Raw genomic sequence first — 26755 nt, 5'->3', positions numbered from 1 at the left:
GTTCAGCGGGCCGGCATCCTGCCCAGCCCCCTCACGAACCTTGGCGGGCCTGCATCAGCGGCCGTGACGCCTCAGCCACTCACGGGAAAGCTCCCGGGCACGCTGATCGGCGGCAAATACCGCATCCAGCGACGGCAGCGGTACGACGGGTTCCTGGTCGAGTACCTGTTCGATCATACCCGCGATCTCCGGGAAGCGGATGCGCCGTTCAAGAAATGCCTGGACCGCGACTTCGTTGGCCGCATTGAGCACGGCAGGCGCGCTGTTGCCGGCCTCGGCAGCCTGCCGCGCAAGGCGCAGGCAAGGGAAGCGTTGTTCGTCGGGCGCCTGGAAATCCAGACGGGCGATGGCGAACAGGTCCAGAGGGGCAACCCCGGAATCGATCCGTTCCGGCCAGGCCAACGCGTTGGCGATTGGCGTACGCATGTCCGGGTTGCCCAACTGCGCGAGTACCGAACCGTCCACGTAGTCGACCAGCGAGTGGATCACGCTCTGCGGGTGCACCACCACCTCAACCTTGGACGGCACGGCATCGAACAACCAGCAGGCTTCGATCAACTCGAGGCCTTTGTTCATCATGCTGGCCGAATCCACGGAGATCTTGCGCCCCATGGACCAGTTGGGGTGCGCACAGGCTTGCTCCGGAGTCACGTCCAGCAGCGCCTCGACCGGCGTTTCGCGGAACGGCCCGCCGGACGCGGTAAGCAGGATCCGGCGCACACCGACGGCACTCAGGCCACGGGCGTAGTCGCCTGGCATGCACTGGAAGATAGCGTTGTGTTCGCTGTCGATCGGCAGCAGCACGGCACCCTTTTGCCGCACCGCCTCCATGAACAGTGCGCCGGACATCACAAGTGCTTCCTTGTTGGCCAGCAACACCTTCTTGCCCGCCTCGACCGCCGCCAGCGTGGGGCGCAGGCCGGCAGCACCGACAATGGCTGCCATCACTGCATCCACTTCAGCGGCCGACGCCACCTGGCAAAGCCCGGCCTCACCTTCCAGCACCTCGGTGGTGCAACCGGCCGCAGCCAGACTCGCACGCAACCTCACCGCCGCCTCAGTGCTCGGCACCACAGCGAAGGCCGGACGATGACGCACGCATAGCGCCAACAGCTCGTCGATGCGCGAATAGCCAGTGAGGGCGAACGCTTGATAACGGTCAGGATGACGCGCAATCACATCCAGCGTGCTCAGGCCAATGGAGCCGGTGGCCCCGAGCACGGTAATACGTTGCGGGCGACTCACATCACACCCCATTCGGCAGCCCACAACAGCACGGCGAAGACCGGGATTGCGGCAGTCAGGCTGTCAATGCGATCGAGCACACCCCCATGCCCGGGCAGCAGATTGCTGCTGTCCTTGATGCCGGAGCGACGCTTGAACATGCTCTCGGTCAGGTCACCGACCACCGAGGACATCACCAGCAACGTAGCGCCCAACAGGCCCAGCAGGATCTGACCAAAGCCCCAGTCGCGACTGATGCCGACACCCAGGGTAATCAACAGGCTGACCGCCAGGCCACCGTACACGCCTTCCCAACTCTTGCCCGGGCTGACCTGCGGAGCCAGCTTGCGCTTGCCGAATGCCCGGCCAGAGAAGTACGCACCGATGTCGGCGGCCCACACCAGCACCATGACCGACAGGATCAGCCAGTTTCCCAAGGGCCAGTGCTTGAGCAGCACCAGCCCTTGCCAGGCGGGCAGCAAGACCAGCAGGCCGATCAACAACCGACAGGCAGCACTGGCCCACAGGTCGCTGCTGCGCGGGTAGGTAAGCACCAGCCAGGTGGCCAACCCCCACCAGATCACGGCAGCGCCCAGCACCCAGGGCGCCAGTTCCGGAAGGATGTACAGCAGCATCAGCGCCCCCGCGACCACCGCTGCATAGGCAATGCGCAGCGGCTGGGCCATCAGCCCTGCAAGGCGCGCCCACTCCCAGGCACCGAGGGTCACTACGAAGCCGATGAACAGGGCGAAATCCCCGCCATTGAGCAGGAAGAAACCACCCAGCGCGACCGGCAGCAGGATCAGCGCAGTAATGATGCGTTGTTTAAGCATTAAGCACGAGCTCCAGCCTCGACCTGCTCGCTGGTCTTACCGAAGCGGCGCTGGCGCGAAGCGAAATCGGCCAGGGCATTGCGCATGGCCTCGTGTTTGAAGTCCGGCCAGTAGAGGTCGGAGAAGTACAACTCGGCATAGGCCAGCTGCCACAACAGGAAATTGCTGATGCGGTGCTCGCCACCGGTGCGAATACAAAGGTCTGGTAACGGCAGCTCGCCGGTTGCCAGACAGGTCTGCAGCAGGCCCGGGGTGATGTCTTCGGGGCGCAGGTGCCCGGCTTGCACTTCCCGCGCCAGCCGCTGGGCAGCCTGGGCGATGTCCCACTGGCCACCGTAGTTGGCTGCTATCTGCAGAATGAAGCGGTTGTTGCCGGCGGTCACTGCCTCGGCTTCGCGCATGGCGGCCTGCAGCTCAGGATGGAAACGCGATCGGTCGCCGATGATGCGCAGGCTGATATTGTTCTCGTCAAGGCGCTTGGCCTCACGGCGCAGCGCCGAGAAGAACAGCTCCATCAGCGCACCGACCTCTTCGGCAGGGCGCTGCCAGTTCTCGCTGGAGAAGGCGAACAGGGTCAGTACCTCGACCCCGGATTTGGCACAGACTTCGATGACCGCGCGAACGGCGTCCACACCCGCCTTGTGCCCGGCCACGCCGGGCAGCAGGCGTTTTTTCGCCCAGCGATTGTTGCCATCCATGATGATCGCGACATGACGCGGCACCGAGGACGGCGCCGCTGGCTTGGTCTTTTCCATTAAAAAACCCCGGCCTTAGACGGCCATCAGGTCCTTTTCCTTGGCTTTGAAGGCAGCATCCACTTCGGCGACGAACTTGTCGGTCAGCTTCTGGATCTCGTCCGCGGCGCGACGCTCTTCGTCTTCGCTGATTTCCTTGTCCTTGGTCAGCTTTTTCAGGTCAGCCAGGGCGTCGCGGCGCACGTTGCGCACGGCTACCTTGGCATCCTCGGCAACACCGCTGGCCTGCTTGGTGTAGCCCTTGCGGGTTTCCTCGGTCAGGGCCGGCATCGGCACACGGATGGTGGTACCGGCGCTGGACGGGTTAAGGCCCAGATCGGAGGTGAGGATGGCCTTTTCGATGGCAGCGCTGAGGTTCTTGTCGTGAGCGACGATCTTCAGGGTGCGGGCATCTTCGACGGTGATCGCGGCGACCTGGTTCAGCGGCATTTCGCTACCCCAGGCGGTAACCTTGACGCTGTCCAGGATGCTTGGGTGAGCGCGACCGGTGCGGATTGCAGCCAGGTTGCGGGACAGGGCTTCGATGGACTTGCCCATGCGCTCCTGCGCGTCTTTCTTGATGTCGTTGATCATGCTTGGCCTTCCTCGATCAGTGTGCCTTCAGCGCCACCCACCACGATGTTCAGCAGGGCGCCAGGCTTGTTCATGTTGAATACCCGCAATGGCATCTTGTGGTCACGGCACAGGCAGATTGCGGTCAGGTCCATCACACCCAGCTTGCGATCCAGAACCTCATCGTAGGTCAGGTGATCGAATTTCTCGGCATGCGGGTCCTTGAATGGATCGGCAGTGTACACGCCATCGACCTTGGTCGCCTTCAGCACCACGTCAGCATCGATTTCGATGGCGCGCAGGCAGGCCGCGGAGTCGGTGGTGAAGAACGGGTTGCCGGTACCGGCGGAGAAAATTACCACATCCCCGGAGTTGAGGTGACGAATAGCTTTGCGGCGATCGTAATGATCGGTGACACCCACCATGGAAATGGCCGACATGACCAGGGCCGGGATGTTCGAGCGCTCCAGCGCATCGCGCATGGCCAGGCCGTTCATCACGGTAGCCAGCATCCCCATGTGGTCACCCGTGACGCGGTCCATGCCGGCTGCGCTGAGCGCGGCGCCGCGGAACAGGTTGCCACCACCGATCACCAGGCCGACCTGGACACCGATCCCTACCAGCTGGCCAACTTCAAGCGCCATGCGATCCAGCACTTTCGGGTCGATCCCGAAGTCTTCCGAGCCCATCAGGGCCTCGCCGCTAAGTTTGAGCAAAATGCGTTTATAGCGAGGTTGGCGACCACTCACCTGCTGAGCCATTGCGAGTCTCTCCTGCGGCGTACTTTTAGAAAATTCGTGCGGGCTGTTTGCAGCCTGCTAACTGTAGCGTGGCACCGCTTCGGTGCCAGCGAAGAGGGAGTCGTATAAACCCCTCCCCGTTTTGACAAAGAGGCTGCGCGCGTGAGCGGGCAGCCTCTTTGGGGCGACAGACGGGGCTGTCTTACTGCTTGGCAGCAGCGACCTGAGCGGCAACTTCAGCAGCGAAGTCGTCGACTGGCTTCTCGATGCCTTCGCCTACTTTGAAGTAGGTGAAGGAAACGATTTCAGCACCGGCTTTCTTGGCCAGCTCGCCAACCTTGATTTCCGGGTTCATGACGAAGGCTTGCTCTTTCAGCGAGGCTTCGGCCTTGAACTTGGTGATACGACCGTTGATCATGTTCTCAACGATGTTTTCCGGCTTGCCGGCGATCTTGTCGGCGTTCAGCTGCAGGAAGACATTCTTCTCGCGCTCGATGGCCTCGGCGGAGATTTCCGACGAATCCAGGAACTCAGGGTTCGAAGCTGCAACGTGCATGGCGATGTTCTTCGCCAGCTCCACGTCACCGCCTTTCAGAACGACGACAGCGCCGATCTTGTTGCCGTGCAGGTAGGCACCGACAACGTCACCCTCAACGCGCACCAGGCGACGGATGTTGACGTTCTCGCCGCACTTGGCAACCAGGGCTTCACGAGCAGCTTCACGCGAGGCGATCAGCGGAGCGGCGTCGGTCAGCTTCTGGGCGAAGGCTTCTTCGAGGCTTTCGGCCACGAAGTTCTTGAAGTCGTCTTGCAGGGCCAGGAAGTCGGTCTGCGAGTTCACTTCCAGCAGGACGGCGGAAGTACCGTCGGTCTTGACGGCGATAGCGCCTTCAGCAGCGACGTTGCCAGCCTTCTTGGCGGCCTTGATGGCGCCCGAGGCACGCATGTCGTCAATGGCTTTCTCGATGTCGCCGCCGGCCTTTTCCAGGGCCTTTTTGCAATCCATCATGCCTTCGCCGGTACGCTCGCGCAGTTCTTTTACCAGCGCTGCAGTAATTGCTGCCATTTCAAAATCCTCTTGGAAAGTTTTTCAACCATTCCACCCGTCAATCACGGGCGTTCAATTCTGCTAATCCGCTGTTTTCATTTCAGCAGGCCCATGATGCGGGGCCGATGCTGACAGCAGGATTTCAAGGTGGCAAAAAGGGGGCAAAGCCCCCTTTTTGCGTGCCAAGTAGACGCTAGCGCCTATTACTCAGCAGCAGGTGCAGCCGCTTCTTCAGCGTAAACTTCGGTGCCGCCGGCAACGTTGTTGCGGCCGCGGATGACTGCGTCAGCCATCGAAGTCATGTACAGCTCGATAGCGCGAATGGCGTCATCGTTACCTGGGATGATGTAGTCAACACCTTCCGGGCTGCTGTTGGTATCGACAACGCCGATGACCGGGATACCCAGTTTGTTGGCTTCGGTGATCGCGATGCGCTCGTGATCAACGTCGATAACGAACAGAGCGTCTGGCAGACCGCCCATGTCCTTGATGCCACCCAGGCTGCGATCCAGTTTTTCCAGGTCGCGGGAGCGCATCAGGGCTTCTTTCTTGGTCAGCTTGGCGAAAGTGCCGTCTTCGGCCTGGGTTTCCAGGTCGCGCAGACGCTTGATCGAAGCGCGGATGGTCTTGTAGTTGGTCAGCATGCCGCCCAACCAACGGTGGTCAACGTACGGCGAACCGCAACGAGCGGCTTGCTCGGCGACGATCTTGCCGGCGGAACGCTTGGTGCCGACGAACAGGATCTTGTTCTTGCCCTGGGCCAGGCGCTCTACGAACGACAGAGCGTCGTTGAACATTGGCAGGGTTTTTTCCAGGTTGACGATGTGGATCTTGTTACGCGCGCCGAAAATGTACTTGCCCATTTTCGGGTTCCAGTAACGGGTCTGGTGGCCGAAGTGCACACCGGCCTTCAGCATATCGCGCATGTTGACTTGGGACATGATAGTTCCTTGATAAGTCGGGTTGGGCCTCCACGTATCCCAATGACCAACCCGCGAATTCTGCAACTCGGGGCACCCAGGTCATCGTGTCGACACGTGTGTGGGTTAAGTGCTGACGGGGTCGTCCCCGAAAGCGGCGCATTTTATACCACAGACCGCGAGCGAACGGAACCCGGATACTGTTGCGTCTGTCAGCACTTTTTGCAGCACCCCGGCTTTCGCGCCAGAATGCGAGCTGTAGACAACAGCATGACCGCCTTTATCCCGACCGATCGGCGCCCTGCTCTGCTAGAATCCGGCCTTTCCCGTTTGTTCGCGCCGTGCACGGCGCCGTAGAGAGCCTGTAATGACCGTCACCATCAAGACCGCAGAAGACATCGAGAAGATGCGCATCGCTGGCCGCCTGGCCGCCGAAGTGCTGGAAATGATCGAAGAACACGTCAAGCCCGGTGTCACCACCGAAGAGCTCGACCGCCTGTGCCACGATTATATCGTCAACGTTCAGCAGGCCATCCCGGCACCGCTCAACTACAAGGGCTACCCGAAGTCGATCTGCACCTCGATCAACCATGTGGTCTGCCACGGCATCCCCAACGACAAGCCGCTCAAGGACGGTGACACGCTCAATATCGACGTCACCGTGATCAAGGACGGCTACCACGGCGACACCAGCCGCATGTTCCACGTCGGTAACGTGCCGGTCTGGGCCGAGCGCCTGTCCAAGGTCACCCAGGAATGCATGTACAAGGCCATCGAGCTGGTCAAGCCGGGCTGCCGCCTGGGCGACATCGGTGAAGTGATCCAGAAGCACGCGGAAAAGAACGGTTTCTCGGTGGTACGCGAGTTCTGCGGTCATGGCATCGGCAAGGTGTTCCACGAAGAGCCGCAGATCCTCCACTATGGCCGCGCTGGCACGGGCATGGAGCTGAAGGAAGGCATGACCTTCACCATCGAGCCGATGATCAACCAGGGCAAGGCCGACACCAAGGTGCTGGGCGACGGCTGGACCGCCATCACCAAGGACCGCAAGCTCTCGGCCCAGTGGGAACACACTTTGGTGGTGACCGCCACTGGCTACGAGATCTTCACCCTGCGCAAGGACGACACCATCCCGCGCACTTCGGCCTGACCGCACCCCGACAGGCCACCCCACGACAGGAACGTGACGCGATGCCCCAGGTGGACCCCGAGCTGTTCGACCGTGGCCAGTTCCAGGCGGAACTGGCCCTCAAGGCGAGCCCCATCGCCGCCTTCAAGAAAGCCATCCGCCTGGCCGGCGAGGTGCTCGACAAACGTTTTCGCGCCGGCAGCGACATCCGCCCGCTGATCGAGGCCCGCGCCTGGCTCGTCGACAATATCCTGCAACAGGCGTGGAACCAGTTCGACTGGGGCGACCAGAGCGGCATTGCCCTGGTTGCGGTGGGCGGCTACGGGCGCGGTGAACTGCACCCGCACTCGGACATCGACCTGCTGATTCTGCTGGGCGCTGCCGAGCACGAGCAGTACCGCGACGCCATCGAGCGCTTTCTGACCTTGCTGTGGGACATTGGCCTGGAAGTCGGCCAGAGCGTGCGCACCGTCGACGAGTGCGCCGAACAGGCCCGCGCCGACCTGACGGTGATCACCAACCTGATGGAAAGCCGCACCATCGCCGGCCCCGAGGCCTTGCGCCAGCGCATGCTGGAAGTCACCAGCACCGCGCACATGTGGCCGAGCAAGGAGTTCTTCCTGGCCAAGCGCGCCGAACTCAAGGCCCGCCACCACAAGTACAACGACACCGAGTACAACCTCGAACCCAACGTCAAGGGTTCGCCAGGTGGCCTGCGTGACATCCAGACGGTCCTGTGGGTGGCCCGCCGCCAGTACGGGACGCTCAACCTGCATGCACTGGCCGGCGAAGGCTTCTTGCTGGAAAGCGAGAATGAACTGCTGGCTTCGTCCCAGGACTTCCTCTGGAAAGTCCGTTACGCCCTGCACATGCTGGCCGGACGCGCCGAAGACCGCCTGCTGTTCGACCACCAGCGCAGCATCGCCACGCTGCTGGGCTACAGCGATGAAAACCCCAAGCGGGCGATCGAACAGTTCATGCAGCAGTACTACCGGGTGGTGATGAGCATCAGCCAGCTGTGCGACCTGATCATCCAGCACTTCGAAGAGGTTATCCTCGCCGATGAGGAAAGTGGCAGCACCCAGCCGCTGAATGCGCGGTTCCGCCTGCATGACGGCTATATCGAGGCCACCCACCCGAACGTGTTCAAACGCACGCCATTCGCCATGCTGGAAATCTTCGTGCTGATGGCCCAACACCCCGAGATAAAGGGCGTGCGTGCCGATACCGTGCGCCTGCTGCGCGAACACCGCCACCTGATCGACGACACGTTCCGCACCGATATCCGCAATACCAGCCTGTTCATCGAGCTGTTCAAGTGCGAAATCGGCATCCACCGCAACCTGCGCCGGATGAACCGCTACGGCATTCTTGGCCGTTATCTGCCAGAGTTCGGCCTGATCGTCGGGCAGATGCAGCATGACCTGTTCCACATCTATACGGTCGATGCGCATACCCTCAACCTCATCAAGCACCTGCGCAAGCTGCAATACACGCCGGTGTCCGAGAAATTCCCGCTGGCCAGCAAGCTCATGGGGCGCCTGCCCAAACCCGAGCTGATCTACCTGGCCGGGCTGTACCACGACATCGGCAAGGGTCGCCAGGGCGACCACTCGGAAATCGGTGCAGTGGACGCACAGAAGTTCTGCGAACGGCACCAGTTGCCGGCCTGGGACAGCCGCCTGATCGTCTGGCTGGTGCAGAACCACCTGGTGATGTCGACCACCGCTCAGCGCAAGGACTTGTCCGACCCGCAGGTGATCAACGACTTTGCCCTGCACGTGGGCGACGAGACGCGCCTTGACTACCTGTACGTACTGACCGTGGCCGACATCAACGCCACCAACCCGAGCCTTTGGAACTCGTGGCGGGCCAGCCTGCTGCGCCAGCTGTACACCGAGACCAAGCGTGCCCTGCGCCGCGGCCTGGAAAACCCGCTGGACCGCGAAGAGCAGATTCGCCAGACCCAGTCGTCAGCGCTGGACATCCTGGTGCGCGAGGGCACCGACCCGGACGACGTCGAGCAGCTATGGGCGCAACTGGGCGATGACTATTTCCTCAAGCACACCGCCGCCGACGTCGCCTGGCACACGGATGCGATCCTGCAGCAACCGGCCGATGGCGGGCCGCTGGTGCTGATCAAGGAAACCACCCAGCGCGAGTTCGAAGGCGGCACGCAGATCTTCATCTATGCCCCCGACCAGCACGATTTCTTCGCCGTGACGGTGGCGGCCATGTCGCAGTTGAACCTGAACATCCACGACGCACGGATCATCACGTCGAGCAGCCAGTTCACCCTCGACACCTACATTGTGCTGGACAACGACGGTGGCTCGATCGGCGACAACCCGCAGCGGGTCAAGCAGATTCGCGATGGCCTGACCGAAGCGCTGCGCAACCCCGAGGACTACCCGACCATCATCCAGCGCCGGGTACCGCGGCAGCTCAAGCACTTCGACTTCCCGCCGCAAGTGACCATCCTCAACGATGCCCAGCGGCCGGTGACCATCCTCGAAATCACCGCACCAGACCGCCCGGGCCTGCTGGCCCGGCTGGGGCGGATCTTCCTGGAGTTCGACCTGTCACTGCAAAACGCCAAGATCGCCACCCTCGGCGAGCGGGTAGAGGACGTGTTCTTCATTACCGATGCCGACAACCAGCCGCTGTCAGACCCGCAGCTGTGCAGCCGCCTGCAGGAAGCCATCGTGCAGCAACTGCAGGCCGGCCAAGGTAGCGACACCAGCCAGACCCGCGTGACCTTTTAACGATTAGACGATTGACGAGACCTTGCGCCGATGAACCATGCCTTGACCCAGCTTCAGCCCTATCCGTTCGAAAAGCTTCGCGCCCTGCTGGGCAGCGTGAAGCCTGCGGCGGACAAACGCGCCATCGCTCTGTCGATTGGTGAGCCGAAGCACGAATCGCCGGCGTTCGTCGCCCAGGCCATGGCCGACAACCTCGACAAGCTGGCGGTTTACCCCAGCACCCTCGGTTTGCCAGCCCTGCGCCAGGCCATCGGCCAGTGGTGCGAACGACGCTTTGGCGTGCCCGCCGGCTGGCTGGACGCCGACCGCCACATCCTCCCGGTCAACGGCACCCGTGAAGCGCTGTTCGCCTTCACCCAGGCCGTGGTCAACCGCGCCGATGACGGCCTGGTGATCAGCCCCAACCCGTTCTACCAGATCTACGAAGGCGCAGCGTTTCTGGCCGGCGCCACCCCGCACTACCTGCCCTGCCTGGAAAACAACGGTTTCAACCCGGACTTCGACGCCGTACCGGCCGAGGTGTGGAAGCGTTGCCAGATCCTGTTCCTGTGCTCGCCGGGCAACCCTACCGGCGCGCTGGTGCCGATGAACACCCTGAAGAAGCTGATTGCCCTGGCTGACGAACACGACTTCGTGATCGCCGCCGACGAGTGCTACAGCGAGCTGTACTTCGACGAGGATGCGCCTCCGCCAGGCCTGCTGTCGGCATGCGCCGAGCTTGGCCGTAGCGATTTTGCGCGCTGCGTGGTGTTCCACAGCCTGTCCAAGCGCTCCAACCTGCCTGGGCTGCGCTCGGGCTTCGTCGCGGGCGATGCCCGGATCATCAAGCCGTTTCTTCTGTACCGCACCTACCACGGCTGCGCGATGCCGGTGCAAACCCAGCTGGCCAGCATCGCCGCCTGGCAGGACGAGGCGCATGTGCGCGAGAACCGCGATCAATACCGGGCCAAGTACGATGCCGTGCTGGATATTCTGCAGCCGGTACTGGATGTGCAGCGCCCGGACGGCAGTTTCTACCTGTGGGCCAAGGTACCGGGCGACGATGCCGAGTTCACCCGCGGCCTGTTCGAAGCCCAGCATGTGACCGTGGTACCGGGGTCGTACCTGTCGCGTGAAGTGGATGGGGTGAACCCGGGTGCCGGGCGCGTGCGCATGGCACTGGTTGCACCGCTGGCCGAATGCATCGAAGCGGCGGAGCGCATTCGCGCCTACCTGCAAAACCGCTGATCAACCCCTTCGCGGGCACGCCCGCTCCCACAGGTACTGCGCTGATTTCAAGCGCAGCGCAGTACCTGTGGGAGCGGGCGCGCCCGCGAAGGGCCTTGATAGGGTCTACTTGACTGAACCTAGGTTCGCCTCACTCATATCCAGCTCACCCAGTACTTGCCGCACCACCTCATCGCCCACCAGGTGCTGACGATGCAGGTTGTACAGCTCCAGCCGCTGGGCCCTCAGGGCACGCAAGCGTAAACGCCGCTCCAGCAAGTCCATCTGTGCGGCCAGGGCCTTGGCTTCGGCACTGTCGTCGTAGCTTTCCAGCTCATCCCGGTATTCAGCCATCAAGCGCGCCTTCAGCTCGGTCGCCAAGGTTGCCTGCGCAGCATCCTGCGGTGCGTTGCTGTCGATCACCTCTTCTGCCTCCAAGGCATGAATCGCCGCCTCGGCTGTGCGCCGCCAGGCTTCCTGTACCTCTTGGTGCAAGCGCTCGTCAGGGCTCTTGGTCACCCCTCGCAGTAACAGCGGCAGGGCAAGGCAGGCACTGATCAACGACAGCAGAATTACCCCCGCAGCAATGAAGATAAGCAGGTCACGCTCCGGGAAAGCTGTATCAGCCCCTATCAGCAACGGGATCGACATGACACCCGCCAGGGTGACAGCGCCGCGCACACCACCCAAGGTCAGCAACCAGCAGGAACGCGCCGTAGGCATCAGCACCAGTGCCGGCTTGCCGCGCCAGCGACGTACCACACCGATCGAGCGCCAGATACTCTGGACCCAGATGAACCGCAACAGAATCAGTGCGGCAAAGATCGCCACCACGTCCAGGCAGCGGTAGGCCAATGTCGGCCAGAGGGTCGCTTCGTGGCTGACCACAGCCTTGATGATGTCTGGCAACTGCAAGCCCAACAACAGGAAGATCAGGCCATTGAAGGCAAACTCCAGCAACGACCAGACACTACGATTGAGCAGGCGGGTACTGGTCTGACGCGGCAGCAGGTCGAGCCAGCTCTGCATCATGCCGGCCGCGACCGCCGAGAGAATACCCGAAACGCCCAGGCGCTCGGCCAGCACGTAGGCTGCGAACGGCAGCAGCAACATGAACACCACATGGGTAGCTGGATCGTCCCAGCCCCGGGTGATCATCCACATGCGCAGGCGACCGATCAACCAGCTCAGTACCACACCCACCGCAAGGCCGCCCAGTGCGACCAACACAAAGCTGAAGCTGGCGTCAGCCAACGAAAACACTCCGGTGATCGCCGCCGCCAAGGCGAACTTGAAGGTTACCAGGCCCGACGCATCGTTCATCAGCGCCTCGCCCTGCAGCATGTGCATCAGGGGAGTGGGCAGGCGGTCCTGGGCAATGGCCGAAACGGCCACGGCGTCGGTCGGCGAAAGCACTGCGGCCAGGGCGAAGGCCACCGGCAACGGGATGCTCGGCAGCAACCAGTGGATGAAGTAACCGGCGCCGACCACGGTGAACAACACCAGCCCCACGGCCAGCGCCACTACCGGGCCACGAATGCGCCATAACTCACGCTTGGGGATGCGCCAGCCGTCGGCGAACAGCAGCGGAGGCAGGAACAGGAACAGGAACAATTCGGGGTCAAGGGCTACATGCAGGCCCAGCGTCGGCCACGCCAGCAAGGCACCGGCGGCAATCTGTACCAGCGGCAATGGCAGCGGGATCACACGGCCGACCAGCTTCGACAGGCTGACCAGCGTCAGCAGGATGAGAACGGTGTAGGCGGACTGCATCCGGGAAAGCTTCCTTTGTGAACCAGAAACGATAGCAAGGCGAAACATCGCCATTGGAACAATATGTTAGCGGCGACCGACGGTTCGGGGCCGCTGCACGATAGTCGCAGGTGACGGGGGAATATGTAACATGATGATACCCAGCAGATGCGACCGGAGCTTGCGAGTCGCGTGCCCCGTTATTGAAGACTTGAACTACAGCGATCCCGTCGTATAATCGCCATTAACGAATAACGTTAAGCATTCAGGCTCATGATTCGAAGCTTTAGCTGTGCCGACACGGAAGCGCTCTTCACAACGGGAAAGACACGGCGTTGGTCAGATATCAAGTCAGTCGCGGAGCGCAAGCTGGCCATGCTCGATGCCGCAACAGAGTTGCGAGACCTTAGGTCGCCACCTGGCAATCGCCTCGAGTCACTGAGCGGCAACCGCGCCGGCCAACACAGTATCCGTGTAAATGACCAATGGCGGGTTTGCTTCACCTGGACAGAACACGGGCCAGTTAACGTTGAAATTGTCGATTACCACTGAGGTGCATCATGCTCAAGAACGGTATGCGTCCAATCCATCCGGGTGAAATCCTGCGGGAGGAGTTCCAGAAGGAAATGGGCTTCAGCGCCGCGGCTCTGGCCAGGGCGTTGGGTGTAGCAACGCCAACCGTCAACAACATCCTGCGCGAACGGGGCGGTGTTTCCGCCGACATGGCACTGCGCCTGTCCATCTGCCTGGACACCACTCCTGAGTTCTGGCTCAACCTGCAGACGGCCTTCGATCTGCGCACAGCCGAACAGCAACACGGCGATGAGATCATCGGGTCGGTCCAGCGTCTGGTCGCTTGAACACATCCTGATCAATAAACAGGGGCGCCACGGGCGTGGCGCCGCGAGGATCGTTCCCGCATAATCGCGCGACTGACATCGAAAAACGGAGAGATTGGGGCGACTTGTAACCCCAATGTACACAATGACCTACACGCTCTACGGCATCAAAGCCTGTGACACCATGAAAAAGGCGCGTACCTGGCTCGAAGACAAAGCCATCGCCTACGAATTCCACGATTACAAAACCCAAGGCATCGACCGCGACAGCCTGAACCGCTGGTGCGACGAGCACGGCTGGGAAGTCATCCTCAACCGTGCCGGCACCACCTTCCGCAAGCTGGACGACGCCAGCAAGGCAGACCTCGACCAGGCCAAGGCCGTCGAGCTGATGCTGGCCCAGCCGTCGATGATCAAACGCCCGGTGCTCGACCTTGGCGCGCGTACCCTGGTTGGCTTCAAGCCCGACCTGTACGCCGCTGCCCTGGCCTGAGCCCCTACCCTATTTCGCACGAGGTAATCACATGTCCAATACCCTGTTCAGCCTGGCCTTTGGTGTCGGCTCCCAGAACCGCCAGGGCGCCTGGCTGGAAGTGTTCTACGCACAACCACTGCTCAATCCGAGCGCCGAACTGGTTGCTGCAGTCGCCCCTGTTCTCGGTTACGAAGGTGGCAACCAGGCCATCGCCTTCAGCAACGCCCAGGCCGCACAACTGGCCGAAGCCGTGAAGGGCGTGGACGCCGCGCAGGCCGCCCTGCTGACCCGTCTGGCAGAGAGCCACAAGCCGCTGGTCGCCACCCTGCTGGCCGAAGACGCCGCACTGAGCTCGACCCCAGAGGCCTACCTCAAGCTGCACCTGCTGTCGCACCGCCTGGTCAAGCCGCATGGCGTAAGCCTGGCCGGCATCTTCCCGCTGCTGCCGAACGTGGCCTGGACCAACCAGGGCGCGGTCGACCTGGGCGAACTGGCCGAGCTGCAACTGGAAGCACGCCTGAAGGGCGAGCTGCTGGAAGTGTTCTCGGTGGACAAGTTCCCGAAAATGACCGATTACGTGGTCCCGGCCGGCGTGCGCATCGCCGACACCGCCCGTGTGCGCCTGGGCGCCTACATTGGCGAAGGCACCACCATCATGCACGAAGGCTTCGTCAACTTTAACGCGGGTACCGAAGGCCCGGGCATGATCGAAGGCCGCGTTTCCGCTGGCGTATTCGTCGGCAAGGGCTCGGACCTGGGCGGCGGCTGCTCGACCATGGGCACCCTGTCCGGTGGCGGCAACATCGTCATCAAAGTCGGCGAGGGCTGCCTGATCGGCGCCAACGCAGGTATCGGTATTCCGCTGGGCGACCGCAACACCGTCGAAGCCGGCCTGTACATCACCGCAGGCACCAAGGTGAACCTGCTGGACGAGAACAACGAACTGGTCAAAGTGGTCAAGGCCCGCGACCTGGCCGGCCAGACCGACCTGCTGTTCCGCCGCAACTCGCTGAACGGCGCGGTAGAGTGCAAGACCCACAAGTCGGCCATCGAGCTGAACGAAGCGCTGCACGCTCACAACTGAGAACCCTGCCGGGTTTGAGGTGTTAAGATCGGGTCTGGCGCCAATGCACCAGACCCGATTTTCATTCCAGGCCTCGCAAACATGTTCCAGCCCTCTCCCTGGCGTGCCGACTTTCCCGCCATCGCCGCCCTGCAACGGCAGCACCAGACCTATCTGGACAGCGCCGCCACCACCCAGAAGCCGCAAGCCTTGCTCGATGCCCTGAGCCATTACTACGGCCATGGCGCGGCCAACGTGCACCGTGCCCAGCATTTGCCAGGTGCGCTGGCGACCCAGGCCTTCGAAACCAGCCGCGACAAGGTCGCCGCCTGGCTCAATGCGGCAGACTCGCGGCAGATCGTGTTCACCCACGGCGCCACTTCGGCACTGAACCTGCTGGCCTATGGCCTGGAGCACCGCCTCGAAGCCGGTGACGAAATTGCCGTCAGTGCCCTGGAGCATCATGCCAACCTGCTGCCCTGGCAACAGCTGGCGCACCGGCGCAACCTGCGCCTGGTGGTGCTGCCACTGGACGCCCATGGTCGTATCGGCCAGGACCAGGCACTGCAACTGATCGGCCCGCGCACCCGAGTGCTCGCCATCAGCCAGCTGTCCAACGTGCTGGGTACCTGGCAACCGCTGCCAGCGCTGCTGGCCCATGCCCGCGCCCAAGGCGCGCTGACGGTGGTCGATGGTGCCCAGGGCGTGGTGCATGGTCGCCAGGACATGCAGCAACTGGGCTGCGACTTCTATGTGTTTTCCAGCCACAAGCTGTACGGTCCGGACGGCGTCGGCGTGCTCTATGGCCGCGCCCAGGCCCTGGAGCTGTTGCGCCACTGGCAGTTCGGTGGCGAGATGGTGCAGCTGGCCGAGTACCACAGCGCCAGCTTCCGTCCCGCGCCCCTGGGCTTCGAAGCGGGTACGCCGCCGATTGCCGGGGTGATCGGCCTGGGTGCGACACTGGACTATCTGGCCAGCCTCGATGCCCATGCGGTCGCAGCACATGAAGCCAGCCTGCACCAGCACCTGCTGCGTGGCCTGGGCGACCGCGAGGGCGTGCGGGTGTTGGGCGCACCGCAGACGGCCCTGGCCAGTTTCGTCATTGAGGGCGTGCACAACGCCGATATCGCTCACCTGCTGACTGAACAGGGCATTGCCGTGCGTGCCGGTCACCACTGCGCCATGCCACTGCTGAAGGGGCTGGGGCTGGAAGGCGCGATACGGGTATCGCTGGGTTTGTACAACGACAGCGATGACGTGCAGCGTTTCTTCGACGCGCTGGACCAAGGCCTGGAGCTGTTGCGATGAGCCTGCCGGAACAGGCGCACCAAGCGCTGGAAGCGTTTCAACAGGGCAAAGGCTGGGAACAGCGTGCGCGGCTGCTGATGCAGTGGGGTGACCGCCTGGAGCCGCTGGCTGATGCCGAAAAGACCGAGGCCAACCGGGTGCATGGCTGCGAGAGCCTGGTGTGGCTGGTGGCCGAGCAGATCGAGGGCATGTGGCGGTTCAAGGCCAGCAGCGATGCCCGCTTGTTGCGTGGGCTGCTGGCGCTGTTGCTGGTGCGGGTGCAGGGACTGGCCAGTGAGGAGCTGGCCGGGATTGATCTGCGCGAGTGGTTTACCCAGCTCGGGCTGGAACGCCAACTGTCGCCGTCGCGCAGCAATGGGCTGCATGCGGTGTTGCAGCGGATGGCGGAGTTGGCGTCCAACCGCTGAATCGGCGCCGGTTTCTTCGCGGGCCTGCCCGCTCCCACAGATACGGCATCATGCTTGATAGAGATGCAGTATCTGTGTGAGCGGGCAGGCCCGCGAAGAAACCCACGCGGTCTTATTCAGGCTTGACCCGTTCCGACGGCCGGCGCGCTCCAGCCACCAGTTTTTCTATCGCCTTGCTCGCCGCTACCATGCCAAAGGTCGCGGTCACCATCATCACCGCACCAAAGCCACCCGAGCAGTCCAGCCGCACGCCCTCACCCACGAAGCTTTTCTGCAGGCAAACGCTGCCGTCGCCCTTGGGGTAACGCAGCTGTTCACTGGAGAACACGCACGGCACGCCATAGTTGCGGCTGACATTACGCGAGAAGTTGTAGTCGCGGCGCAAGGTGGAACGCACCCGCGAAGCCAATGGGTCATTGAAGGTCTTGTTCAGGTCGGCGATCTGGATCTGCGTCGGATCGATCTGCCCACCCGCGCCACCGGTAGTAACAATGGCAATCTTGCGTCGCCGACACCAGGCGATCAGCGCCGCCTTGGCCATGACGCTGTCGATGCAGTCGATCACGCAGTCGAGGTGCTCGGTGATGTACTCGGCCATGGTCTCGCGGGTGACGAAGTCGGCCACCGCATGCACCGTGCACGCCGGGTTGATCGCCCGCAGGCGCTCGGCCATGACCTCGACCTTGGGCCGCCCCACCTGCCCTTCCAGCGCATGGGCCTGGCGGTTGGTGTTGCTGACGCAGACATCGTCCAGGTCGAACAGGGTGATCTCGCCCACGCCGCTGCGTGCCAGTGCTTCGGCCACCCACGAGCCCACCCCGCCAATACCGACCACAGCCACATGGGCCTGGCCCAGACGTTGCAGCCCCTGGTCGCCATACAACCGGGCAACGCCGGCAAAGCGTGGATCTTCTGTGCTCATGTTCATACCCCAAAAAACCGGCGCGCATTATATGCCAGTGAGCCCTTGGCCTGCATCGTTAGGAAAGAGACTGCCAACCCTGCTTTAATGTCCTATCACTTCCACATGAATGGACGACGATGTCTTCACGTAAATTCGGCCTGAACCTGGTAGTGGTGCTGGCCATCGCCGCACTGTTCACCGGGTTCTGGGCACTGATCAACCGCCCGGTCTCCGCCCCCGCCTGGCCAGAACAGATCTCTGGCTTTTCGTATTCGCCGTTCCGCCTGGGCGAAAGCCCACAGAAGGGTCAGTACCCCACTGACGACGAAATGCGCCAGGACCTGGAGCAACTGAGCAAACTGACCGACAGCATCCGTATCTATACCGTGGAAGGCACCCAGGCCGACATCCCGCGCCTGGCCGAGGAGTTCGGCCTGCGGGTGACGCTGGGGATATGGATCAGCCCGGACCTGGAGCGCAACGAGCGCGAAATCGCCACGGCCATCCAACTGGCCAACACGTCGCGCAGCGTGGTGCGGGTAGTGGTCGGCAACGAAGCGCTGTTCCGTGAAGAGGTCACACCGGAAAACCTGATCAAATACCTGGACCGGGTACGCGCAGCCGTGAAGGTGCCCGTGACCACCAGTGAACAATGGCACATCTGGAAGGAACATCCTGAGCTGGCCAGGCACGTCGACCTGATTGCCGCGCACATCCTGCCCTACTGGGAGTTCGTGCCGATGAAGGATTCGGTCGAGTTCGTCCTCGACCGCGCCCGTGAACTGAAGCACCAGTTCCCGCGCAAACCCCTGCTGCTGTCGGAAGTCGGCTGGCCGAGCAACGGCCGCATGCGCGGTGGTGCCGATGCCACACAGGCCGACCAGGCCATCTACTTGCGCACCCTGGTCAACACTCTCAACCGCCGTGGCTACAACTACTTTGTCATTGAAGCCTATGACCAACCCTGGAAGGCCAGCGACGAAGGTTCGGTAGGCGCCTACTGGGGCGTCTACAACGCCGAGCGCCAGCAGAAGTTCAACTTCGACGGCCCCGTGGTGGCGATCCCGCAGTGGCGGGCCCTGGCAGTGGCGTCGGTGGTGCTGGCAATGATCGCCTTGATGGTGCTGTTCATCGATGGCTCGGCCCTGCGCCAGCGTGGCCGTACCTTCCTGACGTTCATCACCTTCCTGTGCGGGTCGGTACTGGTGTGGATCGCCTACGACTACAGCCAGCAATACAGCACCTGGTTCAGCCTGACCGTGGGCGTGCTGCTGGCCCTCGGCGCGCTGGGCGTGTTCATCGTGCTGCTCACCGAGGCCCACGAACTGGCCGAGGCGGTCTGGATACACAAGCGCCGCCGCGAGTTCCTGCCCGTGCAGGCCGACACTGCCTACCGGCCCAAGGTGTCGGTGCATGTGCCGTGCTACAACGAGCCACCTGAGATGGTGAAACAGACCCTGGACGCCTTGGCCGCCCTGGACTACCCCGACTACGAAGTGCTGGTGATCGACAACAACACCAAGGACCCGGCCGTTTGGGAGCCGCTCAAGGCCCACTGCGAGAAGCTTGGCGAGCGCTTCAAGTTCTTCCACGTCGCGCCACTGGCCGGCTTCAAGGGTGGCGCGCTGAATTACCTGATCCCGCACACGGCAAAGGACGCCGAAGTGATCGCGGTAATCGACTCGGACTACTGCGTCGACCGCAACTGGCTCAAGCACATGGTGCCGCACTTCGCCGACCCGAAAATTGCCGTGGTGCAGTCACCGCAGGATTACCGCGACCAGCACGAAAGCGCCTTCAAGAAGCTGTGCTACAGCGAATACAAGGGCTTCTTCCACATCGGTATGGTCACCCGCAACGACCGTGACGCGATCATCCAGCACGGCACCATGACCATGACCCGGCGCAGTGTGCTGGAAGAACTGGGCTGGGCCGAGTGGTGCATCTGCGAGGACGCCGAACTGGGCCTGCGCGTGTTCGAGAAAGGCCTGTCCGCCGCCTACGCCCACAACAGCTACGGCAAGGGCCTGATGCCCGACACCTTCATTGACTTCAAGAAACAACGCTTCCGCTGGGCCTACGGCGCCATCCAGATCATCAAGCACCACGCCGGCGCGCTGCTGCGCGGCAAAGGCAGCGAGCTGACCCGTGGCCAGCGCTACCACTTCCTGGCCGGCTGGCTACCGTGGATCGCCGATGGCATGAACATCTTCTTCACCATCGGCGCGCTGTTGTGGTCAGCGGCGATGATCATCGTGCCGCATCGGGTCGATCCGCCCCTGATGATCTTCGCCATCCCGCCGCTGGCGCTGTTCTTCTTCAAGGTCGGCAAGATCATCTTCCTGTACCGCCGAGCGGTGGGGGTGAACCTCAAGGATGCCTTCGCAGCTGCGCTGGCCGGGCTGGCACTGTCGCACACCATCGCCAAGGCGGTACTGTATGGTTTCTTCACCAGCAGCATGCCGTTCTTCCGCACGCCGAAGAACGCTGACAGCCATGGGTTGCTGGTGGCGATTTCCGAAGCCCGTGAAGAGCTGTTCATCATGGTGCTGCTGTGGGGCGCGGCGTTGGGTATCTACCTGGTGCAGGGGCTGCCGAGTTCGGACATGCGCTTCTGGGTGGCGATGTTGCTGGTGCAGTCGTTGCCTTATGTGGCAGCGCTGGTGATGGCGTTCCTGTCGTCGCTGCCCAAGCCCGCAGAAAAGGCTGCCGAAGCGCAGCAGGCTTGAAGTTGCCTGGGCTGACCTGTGCAGCCCATTCGCGGGCACGCCCGCTCCCACGTGCTTGGCACAGGCGTTCAGAGCTGTGCAGTACCTGTGGGAGCGGGCGTGCCCGCGAATGGGCCGTGCTGCCCGAAACCATTTGATATAAGATAACGCCCCTCAGATTTCCCCGCCTTGCCTTGCCCCGGAGTCCCCCATGACGGCCCCTGCCGAGCTCTCGCCTACCCTTCAACTGGCCTGCGACCTGATCCGTCGCCCCTCGGTCACCCCCGTCGACGCCGATTGCCAGGCGCAGATGATGAACCGTCTGGGCGCCGTCGGTTTCCAGCTGGAGCCGATGCGCATTGAAGACGTCGACAACTTCTGGGCCACCCACGGCAGCCAGGACGGCCCGGTACTGTGTTTTGCCGGCCACACCGACGTGGTGCCTACCGGCCCGGTCCAGCAATGGCAGCATGAACCGTTCGAGGCGCTGATCGACGCCGACGGCATGCTCTGCGGCCGTGGCGCCGCCGACATGAAAGGCAGCCTGGCGTCCATGGTGATCGCCAGCGAGCGCTTCGTGCAGGACTACCCGAACCACCGCGGCAAGGTCGCGTTTCTGATCACCAGCGACGAGGAAGGCCCCGCCCACCACGGCACCAAAGCGGTGGTCGAGCGCCTGAAAGCGCGCAACGAGCGCCTGGACTGGTGCATCGTCGGCGAACCGTCCAGCACCACCTTGCTGGGTGACGTGGTCAAGAACGGTCGCCGCGGTTCGCTGGGCGCCAAGCTGACCATACGCGGCAAACAGGGCCATGTGGCCTACCCGCACCTGGCGCGCAACCCGATCCATCTGGCCGCCCCGGCCCTGGCGGAACTGGCTGCCGAGCACTGGGACGAAGGCAATGCGTTCTTCCCGCCAACCAGCTTCCAGATCTCCAACCTCAATTCCGGCACCGGCGCCACCAACGTGGTCCCGGGCGAGCTGACCGCGCTGTTCAACTTCCGCTTCTCTACCGAGTCCACCGTCGAAGGCCTGCAGGCCCGAGTGTCGGCGATTCTCGACAAGCATGAACTGGACTGGTCGGTCGACTGGGCACTGTCGGGCCTGCCGTTCCTGACCGAACCAGGCGAGCTGCTCGACGCCGTGGCGGCCAGCATCAAGGGCGTCACCGGTCGCGATACCCAGCCCTCCACCAGCGGCGGTACCTCCGATGGCCGCTTCATCGCAACCATGGGCACCCAGGTGGTCGAACTCGGCCCGGTCAACGCCACCATCCACCAGGTTGACGAGCGGATCCTGGCCAGCGACCTCGATCTGCTGACCGAAATCTACTACCAGACCCTGGTCCGGTTGCTCGCCTGATGCTTGCCTGCCCGCTTTGCCAGGCGCCGCTGAGCCGGCTCGACAATGGAGTGGTGTGCCCGGCCGGCCACCGCTTCGACCGCGCCCGCCAGGGTTACCTGAACCTGCTGCCGGTGCAGCACAAGAACAGCCGCGACCCCGGTGACAACCAGGCGATGGTCGAGGCACGCCGCGACTTTCTCGACGCCGGCCATTACGCGCCAGTCGCCCGCCGCCTGGCCGAGCTGGCCGCCGAACGCCAGCCTGGCGCCTGGCTGGACATCGGCTGCGGCGAGGGTTACTACACCGCACAGATCGCCCAGGCCTTGCCGGCCGCCGACGGCTATGCGCTGGACATCTCCCGTGAAGCGGTCAAGCGTGCCTGCCGCCGAGCACCGGCGGTCACCTGGATGGTCGCCAGCATGGCCCGCGTGCCGCTGACCGACGCCAGCTGCCAGTTCATCGCCAGCGTTTTCAGCCCGCTGGACTGGGCCGAGGCCAAGCGCTTGCTCAGCCCCGGCGGCGGCCTGATGCGGGTCGGCCCGACCAGCGGCCACCTGATGGAACTGCGTGAAGTGCTCTACGATGAAGTACGCCCTTACGCCGACGACAAGCACCTGGCCCTGGTCCCTGAAGGCATGGCCCACGCCCACAGCGAAACCCTCGAGTTCCGCCTGAGCCTGGCCGCGCCCAAGGCCCGCGCCGACCTGCTGGCCATGACCCCACACGGCTGGCGCGCCAGCGCCGAAAAACGTGCCCGGGTGATCGACCAGCCCGAGCCGTTCGAGGTCACGGTTTCCATGCGTTATGACTATTTCGTGCGCCAAGACTGAGCACACCCGGAGCCCTTATGCGTCAACCTGATATCGAGATCTACCTGAAGGACGCCGACGTCGACCACAAGCAGATTGCCGAGTGGCTCGCCCAGGCAATCGGCCCGTGCACCGAGTGGAAGCAGAAAGGCCATACCTTCAAATGCCAGGCCGGTAACATTCCGGTCACTTGGTTACCCAAGGCTGTAGGGAAATGGAACAGCCTGTACCTGGAAAGCGACCAGACGCCGTGGGCCGATGACGTTGCCTGCGCCCGCGCCGCATTTGCCGCGCTGGGTGTGGAAGTGCGCTGCGCGCCGGGTGGCTGGGTCGAGGAAGACGGGGAAGAAGATGCTGACCGCTGGGTCCGCATCAGCGCCGACGGTGAAGAGGAAATCACCTGGCGTACATCATGAAACGGCAGGCTTGCTCGTTTCTGTAGGAGCGGGCTTACCCGCGAACACGGGCTATGCCCGTGGCAGCCACCGTGGTGGCTGCTTCGCGGGCAAGCCCGCTCCTACGGCTTGAAACCAGAGGCTCAGAGGCCCACTACGTCTTCGGCTTGCAGGCCTTTCTGGCCCTGCACGCAGGCGTACTCCACCCGCTGCCCTTCGACCAGGGTACGATGCCCCTCACCGCGAATCGCCCGATAGTGGACGAACACATCCGCACCACCTTCGCGCTGAATGAAGCCATAACCCTTGGCATCGTTGAACCACTTTACATTCCCAGTCTCACGAGACGACATCTGAACTACTCCGGATTTTTATTGTGAAGATCGCCTTGCAGGCACGAGGTCACCTGCCCCGTGCCAACGCCGCTTGCCGAAATATCCTGCAAGTGGCAGGCCGAGTATATGACACAGAACAAAAAAAATTGATGACGGTCCCGTCGTTGGCCGAATTTTGCTGAACTTACGCCGATACGGCAGACTAAATAGCAGAATACTCACCTGAAAATCACACCCAGGGCACACACCCCATGACCCGTTCCCCCCTGCACCGCCTGATATTCGGCGGCCTGCGTCGCCTGTTGTACCTGTGGGTGCGCTCCGAGACCATCAACCAGTCTTCCATGACCCTCAACCTCGACCGCAGCCGGCCGGTGTTCTATGCGTTGCCCTCGCCCGCGCTCACCGACCTGGCCGTGCTCGACCACGAGTGCACCAAGGCGGGGCTGCCGCGCCCGGTGCTGCCGGTAGCCGTCGGCCCACTGCAGGAACCCGCCGCGTTCTTCTACCTGACCCCCGACCCGGACTGGCTCGGCCGCCAGGACAAAAGCGGCGCCCCGCCCACGCTCGAGCGCCTGGTGGCTGCCGTCAGCCAGCATGCCGAAGAAGATGCGCAGATCATTCCTGTCAGCGTGTTCTGGGGCCAGACCCCGGCCAGCGAGTCCAGCCCCTGGAAGCTGCTGTTCGCCGACAGCTGGGCGGTAACCGGGCGCCTGCGCCGGTTGCTGACCGTACTGATCCTGGGGCGCAAGACCCGGGTACAGTTCTCCGCGCCAATCCACCTGCGCGAACTGGTGCAGCACAACAAAGGCCACGAGCGCACCGTGCGCATGGCCCAGCGCCTGATGCGCGTGCACTTTCGCAACCTCAAGACTGCCGTCATCGGCCCGGACATCTCGCACCGACGCACCCTGGTCAAAGGCCTGGTCCATGCCCCGCAAGTGCGCCAGGCGATTGCCGACGAAGCGCAGCGCGAGAACCTGCCGCCGGCCAAAGCCGAGGCCCAGGCACTGCGCTATGGCAACGAGATAGCCTCGGACTACACCTATACCGCCATCCGCTTCCTCGAAGTGGTGCTCAGCTGGTTCTGGAACAAGATCTACGACGGCATCAAGGTCAACCACATCGAACAGGTGCAGGGTATCGCCCCTGGCCATGAAGTGATCTACGTGCCATGCCACCGCAGCCACATCGACTACCTGCTGCTGTCGTACCTGCTGTTCCGCAACGGTCTCACCCCGCCGCACGTGGCTGCGGGCATCAACCTCAACATGCCGGTGGTCGGTAACCTGCTACGCCGTGGTGGCGCCTTCTTCATGCGCCGCACGTTCAAGGGCAACCCGCTTTACACGGCAGTGTTCAACGAGTACCTGCACACCCTGTACACCAAGGGCTTCCCGGTCGAGTACTTCGTCGAAGGCGGCCGCTCGCGTACCGGGCGCATGTTGCAGCCGCGCACCGGGATGCTGGCCATTACCCTGCGCAGCTTCCTGCGCTCGTCGCGTACGCCAATCGTGTTCGTGCCGGTGTACATCGGCTACGAACGCGTGCTCGAAGGCCGTACCTACCTGGGCGAACTGCGCGGCGCCAGCAAGAAGAAGGAGTCGGTGTTGGACATCTTCAAGGTGTTCGGTGCACTCAAGCAGCGCTTTGGCCAGGTCTACGTCAACTTCGGCGAACCCATCCGCCTGGCTGGTTTCCTCGACCAGCAGCAGCCCGGCTGGCGTGAACAGGATCACGGTCCGCAGTACCGACCGGAATGGCTCAACGCCACCACCGCCCGCCTGGGAGAAACCGTGGCCCGCCACCTCAACGAGGCGGCCGCCATCAACCCGGTCAACCTGGTGGCCCTGGCACTGCTGTCCACCAGCCGCCTTGCCCTGGACGAGCGCGCCCTGACCCGCGTACTCGACCTGTACCTGGCGCTGCTGCGCCAAGTGCCCTACTCGCCGCACACCACCCTGCCCGAGGGCGACGGCCAGGCACTGATCGAACATGTGCGCAGCATGAACCTGGTGGCCGAGCAGAAGGACGCCCTGGGCCGCATCCTCTACCTGGATGAAGGCAACGCGGTGCTGATGACCTACTACCGCAACAACGTGCTGCACATCTTCGCCCTGCCGGCGCTGCTGGCCAGCTTCTTCCTCAGCAGTTCCCGCATGAGCCGCCAACTGCTGGGCCAGTATGTGCATGCGCTTTATCCCTATCTGCAGGCCGAACTGTTCCTGCGCTGGACGCCAGAACAGCTGGACGAGGTCATCGACCAATGGCTGGTCGCGCTGGTGGAACAGGGCCTGCTGCGCCAGGACAACGACCTGTACGTGCGCCCGGCGCCCAGCTCGCGGCAGTTCGTGTTGCTGACCCTGCTCGCCCGCACCATCACCCAGACCCTGCAGCGCTTCTACATGGCAACCTCGCTGCTGATCAACAGCGGGCAGAACAGCCTGAGCGCCGAAGCGCTGGAAGACCTATGCGTGATGATGGCCCAGCGCCTGTCGATCCTGCATGGCCTGAACGCACCGGAGTTCTTCGACAAGACGCTGTTCCGCCACTTCATCCAGACCTTGCTTCAGCAAGGCGTGCTGCACGCCGACGCGCAAGGCAAGCTGGGTTATCACGACAAGCTCGGCGAGCTGGCCGAGGGCGTGGCCAAGCGAGTACTGTCGGCCGAGCTGCGCCTGTCGATCCGCCAGGTGGCCCTGCACCGTGACGACGGGCTGGAAACTTCGACCCTCTAACGGTTCATCGGTCGGCAAAATCCGCTAAAGTCCGTGGGGTTGGCCACAAGCCAGCTCCAAGGACACCGGAGATTCCATGAAAAAGCTCTTTATGCTGTGTTGCGCATCCCTGCTTGCAGCCTGCTCCAGCCAAACCCCACCCAACCAGGCCAGCCTGGACGGTGAAGTCTTCTACCTGCAGCGCATTGCCCTGCCGCCTGCAGCCACCCTGAGTGTGGAACTGCAGGATGTGTCGCTGATGGACGCCCCTGCCGTGACCCTGGCGCGCCAGGCCGGCCCGGTCAAAGGCAACGTGCCGCTGCCGTTCCATCTCACCTATGACCCCGCGCAGGTCAAGCCTGGCCACCGCTATGCGGTGAGTGCGCGCATCGAGCTGAATGGCAAGTTGCTGTTCATCAATACCGAACACCACGGTGTCGCGCTCGATGGCAGTGACCCGCAATCGGTACGCATCAAGGTAGATCAGGTTCGCTGATACCCGTTCTCATCCGTTTACAAGGAAAGC

The 26755-nt window shown here is 63.0% G+C and carries 25 protein-coding genes; 15 read left to right on the top strand and 10 right to left on the bottom strand.

Annotated elements, in window-relative coordinates; translation table 11 throughout:
* Positions 1 to 54: 54 nt before the first annotated feature.
* The 7 genes from ispC to rpsB all read right to left on the bottom strand — a co-directional run bounded on the left by ispC (position 55) and on the right by rpsB (position 6093).
* The gene (gene ispC / locus C4Q27_RS17815; RefSeq protein WP_049587431.1) at positions 55 to 1245 is read right to left on the bottom strand and encodes a 1-deoxy-D-xylulose-5-phosphate reductoisomerase; all 1191 of its coding nucleotides are present in this window, start codon (positions 1243 to 1245) and stop codon (positions 55 to 57) included.
* Positions 1242 to 2057, bottom strand: coding sequence for a phosphatidate cytidylyltransferase (locus C4Q27_RS17810; protein ID WP_104887134.1), 816 nt, complete (start codon positions 2055 to 2057; stop codon positions 1242 to 1244). Before C4Q27_RS17810 ends, ispC begins: the two co-directional genes overlap by 4 nt.
* Positions 2057 to 2812 (bottom strand): polyprenyl diphosphate synthase, encoded by a 756-nt coding sequence (uppS, locus tag C4Q27_RS17805; protein ID WP_003252299.1) that lies wholly within the window; start codon positions 2810 to 2812, stop codon positions 2057 to 2059. Before uppS ends, C4Q27_RS17810 begins: the two co-directional genes overlap by 1 nt.
* 15 nt (positions 2813 to 2827) lie before the next feature.
* Positions 2828 to 3385, bottom strand: coding sequence for a ribosome recycling factor (gene frr / locus C4Q27_RS17800; RefSeq protein WP_003252296.1), 558 nt, complete (start codon positions 3383 to 3385; stop codon positions 2828 to 2830).
* Positions 3382 to 4125: a UMP kinase gene (pyrH, locus tag C4Q27_RS17795; protein WP_003252294.1), complete on the bottom strand. Its 744-nt coding sequence runs from the start codon at positions 4123 to 4125 to the stop codon at positions 3382 to 3384. The genes frr and pyrH overlap by 4 nt, the downstream gene beginning before the upstream one ends.
* 181 nt (positions 4126 to 4306) lie before the next feature.
* Positions 4307 to 5170 (bottom strand): translation elongation factor Ts, encoded by an 864-nt coding sequence (gene tsf, locus C4Q27_RS17790; protein ID WP_010952674.1) that lies wholly within the window; start codon positions 5168 to 5170, stop codon positions 4307 to 4309.
* Positions 5171 to 5355: 185 nt separating this feature from the next.
* Positions 5356 to 6093, bottom strand: coding sequence for a 30S ribosomal protein S2 (rpsB, locus tag C4Q27_RS17785; protein WP_003252287.1), 738 nt, complete (start codon positions 6091 to 6093; stop codon positions 5356 to 5358).
* 346 nt (positions 6094 to 6439) lie between these two features.
* Between rpsB and map the strand changes: the two genes are divergently transcribed.
* The 3 genes from map to dapC are packed head-to-tail and all read left to right on the top strand — an operon-like array spanning position 6440 to position 11193.
* A complete protein-coding gene (gene map, locus C4Q27_RS17780; RefSeq protein WP_003252286.1) occupies positions 6440 to 7222 on the top strand; it encodes a type I methionyl aminopeptidase in 783 nt (260 codons plus the stop codon).
* 41 nt (positions 7223 to 7263) lie between these two features.
* Positions 7264 to 9966 (top strand): [protein-PII] uridylyltransferase, encoded by a 2703-nt coding sequence (locus tag C4Q27_RS17775; RefSeq protein WP_010952673.1) that lies wholly within the window; start codon positions 7264 to 7266, stop codon positions 9964 to 9966.
* A 30-nt stretch (positions 9967 to 9996) separates the two neighbouring features.
* Positions 9997 to 11193 (top strand): succinyldiaminopimelate transaminase, encoded by a 1197-nt coding sequence (gene dapC / locus C4Q27_RS17770; RefSeq protein WP_104887133.1) that lies wholly within the window; start codon positions 9997 to 9999, stop codon positions 11191 to 11193.
* A gap of 105 nt (positions 11194 to 11298) precedes the next feature.
* Here the strand turns inward: dapC and C4Q27_RS17760 are convergent, their stop codons facing one another.
* Entirely contained in the window at positions 11299 to 12945 is a 1647-nt protein-coding gene (locus tag C4Q27_RS17760; protein WP_064493150.1) for a Na+/H+ antiporter, read from the bottom strand.
* A gap of 252 nt (positions 12946 to 13197) precedes the next feature.
* Here C4Q27_RS17760 and graT point away from each other — a divergent pair, with 252 nt between their 5' ends.
* From graT to C4Q27_RS17730, 6 genes are all read left to right on the top strand, one after another.
* Entirely contained in the window at positions 13198 to 13476 is a 279-nt protein-coding gene (graT, locus tag C4Q27_RS17755) for a type II toxin-antitoxin system toxin GraT (protein WP_080574895.1), read from the top strand.
* A gap of 8 nt (positions 13477 to 13484) precedes the next feature.
* The gene (graA, locus tag C4Q27_RS17750) at positions 13485 to 13784 is read left to right on the top strand and encodes a type II toxin-antitoxin system antitoxin GraA (protein WP_010952669.1); all 300 of its coding nucleotides are present in this window, start codon (positions 13485 to 13487) and stop codon (positions 13782 to 13784) included.
* Between the two features lie 124 nt (positions 13785 to 13908).
* A complete protein-coding gene (locus C4Q27_RS17745) occupies positions 13909 to 14256 on the top strand; it encodes an ArsC family reductase (protein ID WP_003252272.1) in 348 nt (115 codons plus the stop codon).
* A 31-nt stretch (positions 14257 to 14287) separates the two neighbouring features.
* The gene (dapD, locus tag C4Q27_RS17740; protein ID WP_019437665.1) at positions 14288 to 15322 is read left to right on the top strand and encodes a 2,3,4,5-tetrahydropyridine-2,6-dicarboxylate N-succinyltransferase; all 1035 of its coding nucleotides are present in this window, start codon (positions 14288 to 14290) and stop codon (positions 15320 to 15322) included.
* An 81-nt stretch (positions 15323 to 15403) separates the two neighbouring features.
* Positions 15404 to 16609 carry a cysteine desulfurase gene (locus C4Q27_RS17735; RefSeq protein WP_104887131.1) on the top strand — a complete coding sequence of 402 codons (1206 nt, stop codon included), beginning with the start codon at positions 15404 to 15406 and terminating at the stop codon, positions 16607 to 16609.
* Positions 16606 to 17016 (top strand): SufE family protein, encoded by a 411-nt coding sequence (locus C4Q27_RS17730; RefSeq protein ID WP_104887130.1) that lies wholly within the window; start codon positions 16606 to 16608, stop codon positions 17014 to 17016. The genes C4Q27_RS17735 and C4Q27_RS17730 overlap by 4 nt, the downstream gene beginning before the upstream one ends.
* 112 nt (positions 17017 to 17128) lie before the next feature.
* On the opposite strand, the gene tcdA is transcribed toward C4Q27_RS17730, so the two are convergent.
* On the bottom strand, positions 17129 to 17938 hold the full coding sequence (gene tcdA / locus C4Q27_RS17720) for a tRNA cyclic N6-threonylcarbamoyladenosine(37) synthase TcdA (RefSeq protein ID WP_162490563.1): 810 nt from the start codon (positions 17936 to 17938) through the stop codon (positions 17129 to 17131).
* 119 nt (positions 17939 to 18057) lie between these two features.
* Here tcdA and C4Q27_RS17715 point away from each other — a divergent pair, with 119 nt between their 5' ends.
* The 4 genes from C4Q27_RS17715 to C4Q27_RS17700 all read left to right on the top strand — a co-directional run bounded on the left by C4Q27_RS17715 (position 18058) and on the right by C4Q27_RS17700 (position 23198).
* On the top strand, positions 18058 to 20649 hold the full coding sequence (locus C4Q27_RS17715) for a glycosyltransferase (protein ID WP_104887129.1): 2592 nt from the start codon (positions 18058 to 18060) through the stop codon (positions 20647 to 20649).
* 190 nt (positions 20650 to 20839) lie between these two features.
* The gene (dapE, locus tag C4Q27_RS17710) at positions 20840 to 21991 is read left to right on the top strand and encodes a succinyl-diaminopimelate desuccinylase (protein WP_004574734.1); all 1152 of its coding nucleotides are present in this window, start codon (positions 20840 to 20842) and stop codon (positions 21989 to 21991) included.
* Entirely contained in the window at positions 21991 to 22803 is an 813-nt protein-coding gene (locus tag C4Q27_RS17705; protein WP_003252259.1) for a putative RNA methyltransferase, read from the top strand. Before dapE ends, C4Q27_RS17705 begins: the two co-directional genes overlap by 1 nt.
* A gap of 17 nt (positions 22804 to 22820) precedes the next feature.
* Positions 22821 to 23198 (top strand): hypothetical protein, encoded by a 378-nt coding sequence (locus C4Q27_RS17700; RefSeq protein ID WP_010952612.1) that lies wholly within the window; start codon positions 22821 to 22823, stop codon positions 23196 to 23198.
* A 122-nt stretch (positions 23199 to 23320) separates the two neighbouring features.
* Here the strand turns inward: C4Q27_RS17700 and C4Q27_RS17695 are convergent, their stop codons facing one another.
* Positions 23321 to 23530 carry a cold-shock protein gene (locus C4Q27_RS17695; protein ID WP_003252255.1) on the bottom strand — a complete coding sequence of 70 codons (210 nt, stop codon included), beginning with the start codon at positions 23528 to 23530 and terminating at the stop codon, positions 23321 to 23323.
* A 233-nt stretch (positions 23531 to 23763) separates the two neighbouring features.
* Between C4Q27_RS17695 and plsB the strand changes: the two genes are divergently transcribed.
* Both plsB and C4Q27_RS17685 read left to right on the top strand, forming a co-directional pair.
* Positions 23764 to 26250, top strand: coding sequence for a glycerol-3-phosphate 1-O-acyltransferase PlsB (gene plsB, locus C4Q27_RS17690; RefSeq protein ID WP_064491432.1), 2487 nt, complete (start codon positions 23764 to 23766; stop codon positions 26248 to 26250).
* Positions 26251 to 26326: 76 nt separating this feature from the next.
* Positions 26327 to 26725, top strand: a complete 399-nt coding sequence (locus C4Q27_RS17685; RefSeq protein WP_003252249.1) for a YbaY family lipoprotein — start codon at positions 26327 to 26329, stop codon at positions 26723 to 26725.
* Positions 26726 to 26755: the final 30 nt, after the last annotated feature.

Origin of the sequence: Pseudomonas sp. SWI36 (assembly GCF_002948105.1) — a bacterium.
In the GTDB taxonomy this organism is placed as follows: Bacteria; Pseudomonadota; Gammaproteobacteria; order Pseudomonadales; family Pseudomonadaceae; genus Aquipseudomonas; species Aquipseudomonas alloputida.
Note: the sequence above shows the minus strand (reverse complement) of the source record. Positions and strands in the feature narration are given on the sequence as shown.

What these genes read in the sequence shown, in the direction of transcription:
- C4Q27_RS17810 (WP_104887134.1), bottom strand. Translation starts at nt 2,057, where the DNA reads ATGCTTAAACAACGCATCATTACTGCGCTGATCCTGCTGCCGGTCGCG.
- uppS (WP_003252299.1), bottom strand. Translation starts at nt 2,812, where the DNA reads ATGGAAAAGACCAAGCCAGCGGCGCCGTCCTCGGTGCCGCGTCATGTC.
- frr (WP_003252296.1), bottom strand. Translation starts at nt 3,385, where the DNA reads ATGATCAACGACATCAAGAAAGACGCGCAGGAGCGCATGGGCAAGTCC.
- pyrH (WP_003252294.1), bottom strand. Translation starts at nt 4,125, where the DNA reads ATGGCTCAGCAGGTGAGTGGTCGCCAACCTCGCTATAAACGCATTTTG.
- tsf (WP_010952674.1), bottom strand. Translation starts at nt 5,170, where the DNA reads ATGGCAGCAATTACTGCAGCGCTGGTAAAAGAACTGCGCGAGCGTACC.
- rpsB (WP_003252287.1), bottom strand. Translation starts at nt 6,093, where the DNA reads ATGTCCCAAGTCAACATGCGCGATATGCTGAAGGCCGGTGTGCACTTC.
- map (WP_003252286.1), top strand. Translation starts at nt 6,440, where the DNA reads ATGACCGTCACCATCAAGACCGCAGAAGACATCGAGAAGATGCGCATC.
- C4Q27_RS17775 (WP_010952673.1), top strand. Translation starts at nt 7,264, where the DNA reads ATGCCCCAGGTGGACCCCGAGCTGTTCGACCGTGGCCAGTTCCAGGCG.
- dapC (WP_104887133.1), top strand. Translation starts at nt 9,997, where the DNA reads ATGAACCATGCCTTGACCCAGCTTCAGCCCTATCCGTTCGAAAAGCTT.
- C4Q27_RS17760 (WP_064493150.1), bottom strand. Translation starts at nt 12,945, where the DNA reads ATGCAGTCCGCCTACACCGTTCTCATCCTGCTGACGCTGGTCAGCCTG.
- graT (WP_080574895.1), top strand. Translation starts at nt 13,198, where the DNA reads ATGATTCGAAGCTTTAGCTGTGCCGACACGGAAGCGCTCTTCACAACG.
- graA (WP_010952669.1), top strand. Translation starts at nt 13,485, where the DNA reads ATGCTCAAGAACGGTATGCGTCCAATCCATCCGGGTGAAATCCTGCGG.
- C4Q27_RS17745 (WP_003252272.1), top strand. Translation starts at nt 13,909, where the DNA reads ATGACCTACACGCTCTACGGCATCAAAGCCTGTGACACCATGAAAAAG.
- dapD (WP_019437665.1), top strand. Translation starts at nt 14,288, where the DNA reads ATGTCCAATACCCTGTTCAGCCTGGCCTTTGGTGTCGGCTCCCAGAAC.
- C4Q27_RS17735 (WP_104887131.1), top strand. Translation starts at nt 15,404, where the DNA reads ATGTTCCAGCCCTCTCCCTGGCGTGCCGACTTTCCCGCCATCGCCGCC.
- C4Q27_RS17730 (WP_104887130.1), top strand. Translation starts at nt 16,606, where the DNA reads ATGAGCCTGCCGGAACAGGCGCACCAAGCGCTGGAAGCGTTTCAACAG.
- tcdA (WP_162490563.1), bottom strand. Translation starts at nt 17,938, where the DNA reads ATGAGCACAGAAGATCCACGCTTTGCCGGCGTTGCCCGGTTGTATGGC.
- C4Q27_RS17715 (WP_104887129.1), top strand. Translation starts at nt 18,058, where the DNA reads ATGTCTTCACGTAAATTCGGCCTGAACCTGGTAGTGGTGCTGGCCATC.
- dapE (WP_004574734.1), top strand. Translation starts at nt 20,840, where the DNA reads ATGACGGCCCCTGCCGAGCTCTCGCCTACCCTTCAACTGGCCTGCGAC.
- C4Q27_RS17705 (WP_003252259.1), top strand. Translation starts at nt 21,991, where the DNA reads ATGCTTGCCTGCCCGCTTTGCCAGGCGCCGCTGAGCCGGCTCGACAAT.
- C4Q27_RS17700 (WP_010952612.1), top strand. Translation starts at nt 22,821, where the DNA reads ATGCGTCAACCTGATATCGAGATCTACCTGAAGGACGCCGACGTCGAC.
- C4Q27_RS17695 (WP_003252255.1), bottom strand. Translation starts at nt 23,530, where the DNA reads ATGTCGTCTCGTGAGACTGGGAATGTAAAGTGGTTCAACGATGCCAAG.
- plsB (WP_064491432.1), top strand. Translation starts at nt 23,764, where the DNA reads ATGACCCGTTCCCCCCTGCACCGCCTGATATTCGGCGGCCTGCGTCGC.
- C4Q27_RS17685 (WP_003252249.1), top strand. Translation starts at nt 26,327, where the DNA reads ATGAAAAAGCTCTTTATGCTGTGTTGCGCATCCCTGCTTGCAGCCTGC.